This is a genomic window from Flavobacterium psychrotolerans (assembly GCF_003097635.1).
Taxonomy (GTDB): Bacteria; Bacteroidota; Bacteroidia; order Flavobacteriales; family Flavobacteriaceae; genus Flavobacterium; species Flavobacterium psychrotolerans.
In genome coordinates this window covers 97,908-109,403 of record NZ_QCZI01000006.1, presented here as the reverse complement: position 1 = coordinate 109,403, position 11,496 = coordinate 97,908, and the positions used below count along the sequence as shown (strand labels likewise).

At 35.6% G+C, this 11,496-nt stretch carries 13 protein-coding genes; 2 read left to right on the top strand and 11 right to left on the bottom strand.

The window, feature by feature from the left end:
• Positions 1 to 105: 105 nt before the first annotated feature.
• Positions 106 to 651 (top strand): hypothetical protein, encoded by a 546-nt coding sequence (locus DB895_RS06525; RefSeq protein ID WP_133242652.1) that lies wholly within the window; start codon positions 106 to 108, stop codon positions 649 to 651.
• On the opposite strand, the gene DB895_RS06520 is transcribed toward DB895_RS06525, so the two are convergent.
• The 3 genes from DB895_RS06520 to trmB are packed head-to-tail and all read right to left on the bottom strand — an operon-like array spanning position 652 to position 2,287.
• Positions 652 to 975 (bottom strand): MGMT family protein, encoded by a 324-nt coding sequence (locus tag DB895_RS06520; RefSeq protein WP_116724558.1) that lies wholly within the window; start codon positions 973 to 975, stop codon positions 652 to 654.
• Positions 976 to 978: 3 nt separating this feature from the next.
• Positions 979 to 1,611, bottom strand: coding sequence for a LysE family transporter (locus DB895_RS06515; RefSeq protein WP_116724557.1), 633 nt, complete (start codon positions 1,609 to 1,611; stop codon positions 979 to 981).
• A 1-nt stretch (position 1,612) separates the two neighbouring features.
• Positions 1,613 to 2,287, bottom strand: coding sequence for a tRNA (guanosine(46)-N7)-methyltransferase TrmB (trmB, locus tag DB895_RS06510; protein WP_116724556.1), 675 nt, complete (start codon positions 2,285 to 2,287; stop codon positions 1,613 to 1,615).
• 93 nt (positions 2,288 to 2,380) lie between these two features.
• Here trmB and DB895_RS06505 point away from each other — a divergent pair, with 93 nt between their 5' ends.
• Complete coding sequence (locus DB895_RS06505) at positions 2,381 to 3,460, top strand: glycosyltransferase (RefSeq protein ID WP_116724629.1); 1,080 nt, start codon at positions 2,381 to 2,383, stop codon at positions 3,458 to 3,460.
• A gap of 80 nt (positions 3,461 to 3,540) precedes the next feature.
• Here DB895_RS06505 and phoU read toward each other — a convergent pair whose 3' ends face one another.
• The 8 genes from phoU to DB895_RS06465 all read right to left on the bottom strand — a co-directional run bounded on the left by phoU (position 3,541) and on the right by DB895_RS06465 (position 11,398).
• Entirely contained in the window at positions 3,541 to 4,212 is a 672-nt protein-coding gene (gene phoU, locus DB895_RS06500; RefSeq protein WP_116724555.1) for a phosphate signaling complex protein PhoU, read from the bottom strand.
• A gap of 41 nt (positions 4,213 to 4,253) precedes the next feature.
• Complete coding sequence (pstB, locus tag DB895_RS06495; protein ID WP_116724554.1) at positions 4,254 to 5,012, bottom strand: phosphate ABC transporter ATP-binding protein PstB; 759 nt, start codon at positions 5,010 to 5,012, stop codon at positions 4,254 to 4,256.
• Between the two features lie 49 nt (positions 5,013 to 5,061).
• The gene (gene pstA / locus DB895_RS06490; RefSeq protein ID WP_116724553.1) at positions 5,062 to 6,000 is read right to left on the bottom strand and encodes a phosphate ABC transporter permease PstA; all 939 of its coding nucleotides are present in this window, start codon (positions 5,998 to 6,000) and stop codon (positions 5,062 to 5,064) included.
• 2 nt (positions 6,001 to 6,002) lie between these two features.
• On the bottom strand, positions 6,003 to 7,205 hold the full coding sequence (pstC, locus tag DB895_RS06485) for a phosphate ABC transporter permease subunit PstC (RefSeq protein ID WP_116724552.1): 1,203 nt from the start codon (positions 7,203 to 7,205) through the stop codon (positions 6,003 to 6,005).
• Between the two features lie 100 nt (positions 7,206 to 7,305).
• Positions 7,306 to 8,139, bottom strand: coding sequence for a phosphate ABC transporter substrate-binding protein (locus DB895_RS06480; protein WP_116724551.1), 834 nt, complete (start codon positions 8,137 to 8,139; stop codon positions 7,306 to 7,308).
• A 29-nt stretch (positions 8,140 to 8,168) separates the two neighbouring features.
• Positions 8,169 to 9,452 (bottom strand): porin family protein, encoded by a 1,284-nt coding sequence (locus DB895_RS06475; RefSeq protein WP_116724550.1) that lies wholly within the window; start codon positions 9,450 to 9,452, stop codon positions 8,169 to 8,171.
• Positions 9,453 to 9,643: 191 nt separating this feature from the next.
• On the bottom strand, positions 9,644 to 10,711 hold the full coding sequence (locus tag DB895_RS06470) for a sensor histidine kinase (RefSeq protein ID WP_116724549.1): 1,068 nt from the start codon (positions 10,709 to 10,711) through the stop codon (positions 9,644 to 9,646).
• A complete protein-coding gene (locus DB895_RS06465; RefSeq protein WP_116724548.1) occupies positions 10,712 to 11,398 on the bottom strand; it encodes a response regulator transcription factor in 687 nt (228 codons plus the stop codon). It lies immediately after the preceding gene.
• Positions 11,399 to 11,496 lie beyond the last annotated feature (98 nt).

The window sequence follows — 11,496 nt, the reverse complement described above, 5'->3', positions numbered from 1 at the left end:
TTCAAAATGCAATAGCTAAATTCGTTATTGAGAAACATCAAATCAATTATGGGTTTAAGTTTTCATTATAAAGGAGCGTTAAAAAATCCGCTATCATTAAAAAAAATGATTGAGGAAGTAACCGATATCGCAAAAGCAAATCATTGGGGCTACCATGTTTTTGAAGAAGCGATTCCAAACGATGCGTTTACCGTCAATTCTTTTAACGATTCTATTTATGGCATTTTTTTTAGCCCTCCAAATTGCGAAACGGTGTACCTGACCTTTCTTTCCAATGGAAAAATGTGCGCTCCATACAAGTTAGAACACCCTGCGTTTTCCGAAAACGAATTGGAAGATGATTATCTTTCGGTAAAAACACAATTTGCCGGCCCTCAAATCCACAAACAACTGATTACTATTTTTGATTATTTGAACAAACTCTATTTTGAGAATTTTGACCTTACCGATGAGGGGAATTACTGGGAAACAAAAAACGAGCAATTACTTGAAGATACTTTTAAGAAATATACCCATTTAATTGACGGCTTTAGTAGTTTGTTGGAAAATATTCCGATGGAAGAAAACGAATCTATTGAAGCCTATTTGATTCGGATTGCAGAGATGGCCAATAAAAAAAATAAAGGTAATGAAAATAAAAACGGGAAATAATCACAACATCACTTCTGGAGTCCAAAATACCTTCTCAAAATCCATAATCTGATTATCGACAACAACAATCCCTTCGTTTTCCAATAATTGCTGCATCAAATTAGTCCCGTCAAAATGGTGTTTTCCTGTTAACAACCCTTTTCTGTTCACCACACGATGTGCCGGTACGTCTTCCAAATTATGCGCTGCATTCATGGCCCAGCCTACCATTCGGGCGGAGCGTCCGGTACCTAGCGCTCTGGCAATGGCACCATATGAAGTGACTTTGCCGTAGGGAATTTGTCTCGCTACAATATATACCCTTTCAAAAAAATTGGCTTCCACTTTTTAGTAATAGTATTTTATGACGGTAATCATTGTAATCAAAGCAACAATTCCGGTGATTGCACCAATAATTTGGTTCATATTTTTGAAGAAAAAATCGGTTTTGGCTTCAATTCTTTTAAAGAAACTGATGTAATAGTAAAAAACAGCAAAGGAGCCCAAAATAACCCCTGACAAAAACAACGCTATTGCAATCCTGTCAAAAGAAAAAAGCCGGTAGGACGACAAGGATATAGTGACAAATACGTAATACGGAACAGGGAAAAAATTAAGGGCGGATAATAACATACCCAGAAAAAAACGATTGGTTTTACTGTGCATTTTCATTTCTTCTTTCTTTGCTTTTGGTTTTTTGGCAAAAAACAGAAAATAAATGGTCAAGGCTATAAATATCGCTAACCCTACTTCTCGCAACAAAACGACTACATCTGGCCTGGAATCGATAAAGCGGGCAAAAAGGATGGCCGACAGCGTTTGGAAAAATATGATGATAATGGCTCCTGTAACAAAAAGCAACGCCCGATCCCGACCGTCACGAATGCTCACTTTTGCCGCCGTCATGTTAATTAATCCCGGAAGTGCGATACCAATTGCCGCTGAAAAAAATCCGAAAAATAGTGGCCAAACAAACCTCATCTTATTTAATTTTGAAACGAATATACGTAATTGCTTTGTTTAGTTGCAAATATTGTTTCTCGTAAAACGTTTGAATGGCAGTAACTTCTTCCGGAGAACCTTCATTGACATAGACATTGTGATTGGCATACAAAACTTCATGTCCTTCGCCATGGAGCAATCCCAAAGTGTACCCATGCATGAATTCGCTATCAGTTTTAAGATTCATCACACCGTCCGGTTTCAGAATTTTTTTATACAATTGTAAAAATTCAGAATTGGTCATCCTGTGCTTGGTACGTTTGTATTTAATTTGAGGATCTGGAAAAGTAATCCAAATTTCATCGACTTCATTTTCGGCAAAAATGTGATCAATCAATTCTATTTGTGTGCGAATAAAAGCCACATTGCGCATCCCCTCATCGACGGCCGTCTTCGCTCCCCGCCAAAATCGGGCGCCTTTAATATCAATGCCTATGAAGTTTTTTTGAGGATATTTCTCGGCTAAACCCACTGAATACTCGCCTTTTCCGCAACCCAACTCTAATACTAAAGGATTGTCATTTTTGAAAAAGTCGGCATTCCATTTTCCTTTAAGAGGAAAAGAACCCGAAACCACTTCTTCTCTTGTTGGTTGAAAAACATTCTCAAATGTTTCGTTCTCTTTGAATCTTTTTAACTTATTTTTACTTCCCACGATTTAATTTAATGTTTTGGCAAAACTAAGGAAATATACAAGACCAGAATTATTTTTATCTTGCAGTTTTTAAAACATAACAATTTAATAAAAATAATTGTGAATTTAACTACCCGAAACATCTTGATTGCACCATTAAATTGGGGTTTGGGCCACGCCACGCGTTGTATTCCCATTATAAAAGCATTAGAAAAAAATGGTTTTACACCAATAATTGCTTCGGATGGAGTTGCTCTTGAAATGCTTCGAAAAGAATTTCCGCATCTTCAAACCTTAGAATTGCCATCCTATCAAATTGAATACGCAAAAAATGGAGCCTATTTTAAATGGAAAATGTTGAAAAACGCTCCAAAAATGATTCAAGCCATTTTAGCCGAAAAAAAATTAGTGAAGAAATGGACTAAAGAGCACCATCTTATTGGTATTATTTCGGATAATCGTTTGGGGGTTTGCAACAAAAAAGTGCCATCGGTTTTCATCACGCATCAACTGAATGTAATGACGGGAAATACCACTTGGATTACGAGCAAATTGCACCAACACATTATAAAAAAATTTGACGAATGCTGGGTTCCGGATTTTGAAACTGCGCCTAATTTAACTGGGAAATTGGGCCATTTAGAAAAACCTGACTTTAAAATAAAATACGTTGGTCCGTTAAGCCGATTGGAGAAAAAAGAACTTCCCCTAAAATACGATTTGATGGTTATCCTTTCCGGCCCTGAACCGCAACGGGGAATACTTGAAGACCTGCTGAAAGAAAAGTTAATTGATTTTGACGGAAAAGTCGTTTTCATTAAAGGAAAAGTTGAAACCAATCAGACAAAAGAACAGATTAAAAATATTCTGTACTGCAATTTTATGACGTCAGATGAACTGGAACACACTTTTAACGAAAGTAATATCATCCTTTGCCGTTCCGGCTACACCACCGTAATGGATTTAGCAAAACTGGGTAAAAAGGCTTTCTTCATTCCAACCCCGGGGCAATACGAACAAGAATATTTGGCCAAAAAACTAAAGAGACAAGGCCTCGTTCCCTATGTCAAGCAAGACGATTTTAAATTAGGTCATTTACAGGAAATCGATTTGTACAAAGGATTAAGGACAGAGGAAAATCCCATTCATTGGAAAAATTTATTCTGTTTTTTCAAAAGTAAGGAAACGGCGTAAAAAAAAATTAGCTTTATATCAAATCGACACAAAGCTAATTTTTAAAATTTATTCAGCGTTAAATCAGGAAAAACGAACAATCATTCGGATTTACCAATGAATTTATCGTGCTTGATAATTTTAGCATTGATCATAAAATAAACCGATTCGGCAATATTCGTACAATGTTCTGCAATTCTCTCTATATGTTTTAATACCATAACCAAGTTAGTTCCTGAAACTATTGTTTTAGAATTGCTCTTCATTTCGGCAATAATTAGGTGAATGGCTTCGCTGCTTTTATGCTTAATACTATTGTTTAAAATAAAAATCTCTCCAATATTATTTTCATTTAAAGTCTGAAAACAGCCATTAGTCTTTAAGGTAATGGTTTCAATTTCTCTGGCGATTTCAGGAATATTGAATTTTGATGCCAAATCGTGTTTCTTATTAATATTCTTTGCCTTTTTTATAATACTTACCGCCAAATCGCCTATCCGTTCTATCTCATTGCTCATTTGCATGGCAGACATGATGAATCTTAAATCTGAAGCTACCGGTTGTTGCAAAGCAAAAATACCTTGACAGATGTCTTCAATTTTAATGTCTAGTTTGTCTATTTTATTTTCTATTTTTTTTACCTCTTTCCCTTCAAAACCTGGCTCTGAAAGCAATGCCTTCATGGCTTCAAAAACCTGGGCTTCTGCTAGATTATTGATTTCAATTATTGTACTTCTTAACTTTGCTAATTCTGTTTCTAAAAGTGATGCCATTTTTTTTAATTTAAAGATTGAAAGATACTGCAATTTAATAATTATCCAAATCTTCCCGTTATATAATCTTCTGTTTGCTTCTTTGATGGTTTGGTAAAAATCGATTTGGTTTTGTCCATTTCTATTAATTCACCCAAATAGAAAAAAGCGGTATAATCACTGGTTCTAGCGGCTTGTTGCATGTTGTGCGTTACAATGATGATGGTGTATTGCTCTTTCAATTCATGAATTAATTCTTCGATTTTTGAAGTAGAAATTGGATCAAGTGCACTTGCAGGTTCGTCCATAAGAATTATATCCGGGCTAACGGCCAGTGTTCTTCCAATACACAAACGTTGTTGTTGTCCGCCCGAAAGCCCCATAGCTGAATCATCCAATCTGTCTTTTAACTCGTCCCAAATGGCAGCTTGTCTTAATGACGTTTCCACAATTTCGTCGAGTTGCTTTTTATCTTTTATACCATTGATTCTAGGGCCATAAGCCACATTTTCATAAATGGATTTCGGAAAAGGGTTTGATTTTTGGAAAACCATTCCGATTTTTTTTCTAATGTTAACCACATCAACATTTTTATCATAAATATCGACTCCTTCTACCAACATTTGTCCCGTAATGGTCACATTTGGAATAAGGTCATTCATTCTGTTGATGCATCTCAAGAATGTTGATTTCCCGCAACCAGAGGGTCCAATTAAAGCTGTCACTTTATTGGACGGGATTATCATTGAAATATCTTTCAATGCCTTTTTTTCTCCATAGTATAAGGATAAATCGTTTACCTCAATTTTAATGTCTTTCATGTATTTTTATGTTAAGTCAAGAATAGAATAAATTGGTCCATTTTCGAAATTAATTTGCTTTTCTTCTAATTCTGGATCTAATAATTACAGCAACTAAGTTTAGTGACAAAGTAAGAATTAATAATACCAATGTTGTAGCAAACTGAATAGGCATCGTTTTTTCTACATCCGAAGATTGGGTGGACATAATATAAATGTGATATCCCAAATTCATAAATTGATCACTCAAAGAACCCGGTAAAGTCGCCAAATAATAGGCCGCCCCCGTAAATAAAATTGGAGCCACTTCTCCGGCACCTCTACTAACGGCAAGAATTGTTCCTGTCATGATTCCAGAAATAGATCCCGGAAGTACAACTTTTTTGATAGTTTGCCATTTTGTAGCCCCTAAAGCCAAACTAGCCTCACGCAACTCCCGGGGAATGGTTTTTAAAGCTTCTTCTACGGAAACAATGATAACAGGAAGCGTTAATAACGACATTGTTAAACTCGCCCAAAGAATGTTAGGTTGCCCCCAATGCAATTCGCCTGCGTTAAAAACCTTATCGGCTCCTGCTCCCACAAATTGAATAAAAAAACCCAGTCCAAAAAGACCAAATATGATAGAAGGTACTACTGCCAAAGTTCGGATGGAGAATCGGACGGCGGCAGCAAATTTTGAGTTTTCTTTTGCATATTCCGTCAAATATATGGCGGTAATGGCTCCGAAAGGAACGGCTGCAATAGACATCACTATTACTAATATAAAAGTCCCAATTATAGCTGGCAAAATCCCTCCTTTTGTCATTCCGTCAGTTGGAAATGTACTGATGAATTCCCATGAAAATTTTTCTCGTCCTTGGTATATAATAATTCCCAAAATGATAAAAAGAATGGCAAAAATTAAAATAACTGCCAATTGGGTAATTCCTATAATAAATTTTCCTTTAATATCCTTATCTCCTTTTTTACTTGAAAAAAACTGACCTTCTGTTTCCTTTGTTTTCATAATTATTTACCTTGGAATTTTTTGATTAATCTTCCTTTAACATAAAATTCTGCAACAGCATTTAATACAAATGAAAAGATGAAAAGCAAGGATCCGATAAAAAATAGCACACTGTAATGAGTTTCTCCAAAAACAGTTTCAGCCATTTCTGCTCCAATAGTAGCCGCAAAAGTCCGTACACTTTCAAAAGGATTTGCCGATAATAGTGCCGCATTCCCCGTGGCCATAAGAGCAATCATAGTTTCTCCAAAAACCCGACCCACGCCTAAAAGTAAGGCTGCAAATATCCCTGGCGTAGCTGCTGGTAAGGTTACAAAAAAGGCGGTTTGCCATTTGCTCGCTCCAAGCGCCAAACTTGCTTCGGTATATGTTTTTGGAATGGCTGAAAGGGCATCTTCTGAAATGGTATAAATAATGGGAATGGCCGCTAATGCCATGGCAACTCCTCCTACAAAAGCATTCAATCTGGAATCATACCCAAAAATATTTTGAAAGAAAGAAGCTAAAACTATTAGTGCAAAAAAACCGATTACCACTGATGGAAAGGCAGCAAGCATTTCGATAATGGGTTTAATAATTTCTTTGGCTCTTTTAGACGCAAAACAAGAGGTGTACAATGCCGCTAAAATGGCTAAAGGTCCCGCAATTAGCATGGCGATTACGGTTACTTTTAAAGTCCCAATGAGCAAAGCTATTAATCCAAATCTAGGGTGCTCTGATACTGGAACCCATTCTGTAGTTAAAAAAGTGCTCCAAGTTTTGTCAGCACCTTCGTTATTTTCCGGACCCAATGCTGGAGATTGTTCTGATGATGCAACGGTGGATTCCGCCTGAACATCGCCGTAAGTTTCTGGTTTTAAATCTTCTTGGGTTATTGGCTCAGCACCATAGGTTTCCGGCTTCAATTCCTCTATTGGTTCAGTCCCGTAAGATTCAGGCTTCAGATCCTCCATGGGAGCTGCTCTGTAGGATTCTGGTTTTGAATCGGAATTGACACCAATTTCTGTTTTTGGAGCTTCTTTTTCGCCGAAATTAAAAATAGGTAATGACTCTTTAAAAACAAAAACAAAGATGAGCACAATTATCGCTATGGATAAAAAGGCAACTGATGAAATAATTTTTTCAGCTAAAAACTCAGAAAGTCTGAATTGCTTTTTCAGGCTTTCCTTGGTGAAGGCATTCTTTTTCGGAATATTGGAATCCATTTATTTGAATTAAGTATTCGTAATTTATTCAATTAAAAAAATTAAACAATCAAAACCCCTTTACAAAATAAAGAGGCTTTGGCATACTAAAATATATTAATTATTTCACTGGGAAATAACCCACCCCCTCAATAACTTTTTGTCCTTCTGGGCTTAAAATCCAATCTACAAAAGCTTTTGTTTCTCCAGTTGGTCTTGATTTTAAATACATATACAAGTATCTGGAAATTGGATACGTTCTATTTTTAATTGTTTCGGCCGTTGGATAAACCCCCGGTGTTTTATCGTCTTTTTTAACTTTACAATCTTTAACCCCTTCTGCATAAGCAGCACCACCATAACCAATAGCAAACTTATCTTTCTTAACTGCATTTACAATTGCGGCAGTCCCTGGTAAAGTTTGACAACTTGGAGCATAATCTGTTTTTACAACATTGTCTTTAAAGAATCCGAAAGTTCCTGAACTGCTTTCTCTTCCATACAATCTGATTCCTGCATCAACTCCACCCACTTCTTTCCAGTTCGTTATTTTTCCTGCGAATATTAATCCAATTTGTTTAATGGTAAGTTCAGAAACACCATTTGCTTTGTTAAGATAAACAGAGAGTCCGTCTTTTGCACAAGGAATTTCAACCCCTAAAGTACTGTATCTTGCTTTTAATTTTTCCACTTCAGAGGCTTTCATCGGACGACTTGAATTTGCAATATCCGTTGAACCATTGATTAATGCTGCAATACCTACTCCTGAACCGCCTCCCGTAACTTGAATGGTTGTTCCCGGATTTTTCTGCATATATACTTCAGCCCATTTTTGGGATAAAATAACCATGGTGTCCGACCCTTTTACTGTAATTTTATTTAATGATGTAAAAGATAATCCAATAGTCATTATAACTAATAAAAATGATGCTACTTTTAATTTTGTGTTTTTCATTTTGAATTGATTTATTGATTAATTGAAAATTAAAATCCTGCTTGAATTCTAATTGTAAAAGTATTATCTAAAACGTCTTTAGTAAAATTTCCGCCAACTTTTGTACTGGACTCGTTAATTGGCAAACTGTATCCCGCAACAATTTTTACATTATCGTCATAAAAATATTGCCATGAAAAAGCCCAACTGTCATATTTCAAATCTTCCTTAATAGTCACCTCGTTTCCAGATAAATGTCTGTTAGGATCCCAACTATCATATCGAACGGCTATTTGATTGCTTTTCCCAATATTTTTAACCCAAGTTGCATAAAAACCTGTAAAATCCCGAATGCCATTGAAATTAAAACTAGGATTACTATTTGCAACCGGCAAAATTGTTGTGCCTTTCTCACCTGAAATTGCTCCAGAAATATACTCTCCTTTTAAAGACATTCCCCCAAGAAAATCATAGTATACTCTCATCTCTCCTCCAAACCATCTTTTTTGAAAACTATCACCTATTTTTGCAGTAAAGTCTTTATTGTTTGCATCACTAAAAGTTCCTGCCTGTAAAACTGTCGTATTCCCTAAATAGGCATGAGCACCAATATCTATTCCCAACCCTTTTGAAGGAAATGCAAAAGAATAAACCCCTCTCAACATGACGTCTTTTTTATTGTCGACATCCCTTAAATCATTTGTCAAAGACCCTACGCCATAGTTCCCATTAAAAACAGCTAATTGAAATTTAAACGGTATTTCATACTTTGTCTGTAAATCCGCCTCGATTTTTGCCCCTAAATCTCTTTCTTGAGGATATAGAATTCCAGACATTCTGCTTCGTTCTAACAATTCTCTGGAACGGGATGAAAACTCTACTTCATAACTTGTTCTATTAAATTGCCCCATAAATAATTTAAAAGTTTGCAACCAACGGTCATTTAACTGAACATAGGCATCCCTTAAAGTCACTTTATCAAATGCATAATCTGGCTGAATAACAAAAACTGCTCCTGTAGTAGGTTCATACGATAATTTTATGCGAGCTCTTCTAATATAAAACGAGTTCTTTATTGGCACAGCAGTTGTTGAAGGTCCAGGTCCTATATTATCTTGATAATTATACATTTCATATTGCGCTTGAAGGTAACCCGAAAATTTAATTTTTGTCAATTTAGCAAGATCACTTTCCATACCCGAAAGTCTTTCATCTAATCCAGCAAATTTCATAGAATGTTCGTCAACCGATTCTTTTAAGGAATCAATGCTAACTGTTTGCGCCCTACCAATATAGGCAATTAATAACAAGAAGAATAAGATCGTTTTTTTCATTATAAATATAGTTGTGTTTTGTTAGGCAAAGATAAATAGAGCAATTTATTTAATAGCAGATTTGACATTAAGTTATTAAAAACCTAATGTTAAGAAATTGTTACTAAAAAACACAAATATATAACTATCAGTTACTTACAAAAGTATTCACTCAAAGAGAAACGAAAAGAAGATTTGCAAAATAGATTTCTTTACAAAGCCTTTTCATCCATTTTTTTTTGAGCTTTCTCTAGTGTAAAAGAAAATTCAGATCCAAAACCAAATCGACTTTCTACATAAATTTTCTCATTATGAGCTTCAATAATATGTTTTACAATGGACAAACCTAATCCAGACCCGCCTTCGGTCCTGGCACCGCTTTTATCAACCCTATAAAAACGTTCAAAAAGTCGCGATATATTTTGCTTCTCAATACCTTCCCCATTATCCGTGATTCGAATTAGCACTTTATCCTCGGTTAAGTCCTCGATGCTTAATTCGGTCGAACCTTCGTTAATACCATATTTGATAGAATTTACAATGAGATTGATTAACACTTGCCGTATTTTTTCCTGATCTCCTATAACCATTATGGGTTTGTTATATTTCATATCAAACATCAGGAGAATGTCTTTCTTTGAAGCTTTCAACTCGAGCAAATCGAACACGCTTTGAATGAGTTTTACAATGTCGAACGGGGCAACTTCCAAATGCAATACACCAATTTCGAGTTTGGAAATCATATCCAAATCCTGCACGATATAAATGAGTCGCTCTACTCCTTTTTCGGCACGTTCCAAATATTTTTTTCGGATGCTTTTATCATTCATCGCCCCATCCAATAAGGTTGAAAGGTAGCCCTGAACCGTAAAGAGGGGGGTTTTAAGTTCATGGGAAACGTTCCCTAAAAATTCTCTTCGGTATTCTTCTCGGATTTTTAAGGTTTCTATTTCAAGCTTTTTATCCGTGGCAAATTTTTTCACTTCGCGCGTAAGTGTTGCCATGTCGGTCGTTATGGGCTGGTTCCTAAAAGTGCTTGATTCTAAAAGAGAAACGTCATCGTAGATTTTCTTTACTTTTTTATATATAAAATGTTCTACGCGATATTGTACAACGAAAAAAGTGAAGATGGCTGTTAAAATGGCAAAAACTAAACAAAATAAAGGGGAAAACACAAAGAATACAGATGTCAAAAGTCCCACTAACCCAGTTGAAAAAAGGGCAATATACAGCGCTGACCTAATTGCAAACTCATATGTTTTTTTAAATTTTATCACCATTTATATCTCAAACTTATATCCAACGCCTTTTATGGTTTTAAATAAATCTTCTCCTATTTTTTCGCGTAATTTTCTGATATGGACGTCTATGGTTCTTCCTCCAACAATAACCTCACTCCCCCATACCTTATCCAAGATTTCGTCTCGTTTAAAAACTTTACCCGGTTTGGACGCAAGCAAATAAAAGAGTTCAAATTCCTTTCTTGGCAAGACAATTTCGACAGCATCTTTTACAATTCTATATTCTTCCCGATTAATTTCAATACCACCAACATTTAATGTTTCTGAGTGTTTGCTTTCTTCTTCTTTAAATCGACGCAATAGGGCTTTGACTTTACTGACCAATAATTTTGGCTTAATGGGCTTGGCAATATAATCATCTGCACCAGCGTCAAAACCGGCCACTTGCGAATAATCCTCACTTCTTGCGGTAAGAAAAGTGATGATAACATGGCTCAATTCCGGTATTTTTCTGATGTTTTCGCAAGCTTCCATTCCATCCATTTCCGGCATCATGACATCCATAATTATAAGATGTGGCAATTCCTTTTTTGCTTTTACAATTGCATCTTTACCGTTTATGGCAGTACTAATTTGATAACCTTCTTGAGAAAGATTATAACCCACTATTTCTAGAATATCTGGCTCATCATCCACTAACAAAATCTTAATGTCTTTCTTCTTCATAATAGCAAACGAAATTTGTTTTCGAATGTAAATGTAAATATAAAACTACTACTTTAAAACGTGTTTACATAAATTTAATGTGTTAACGGTTTCTTAAT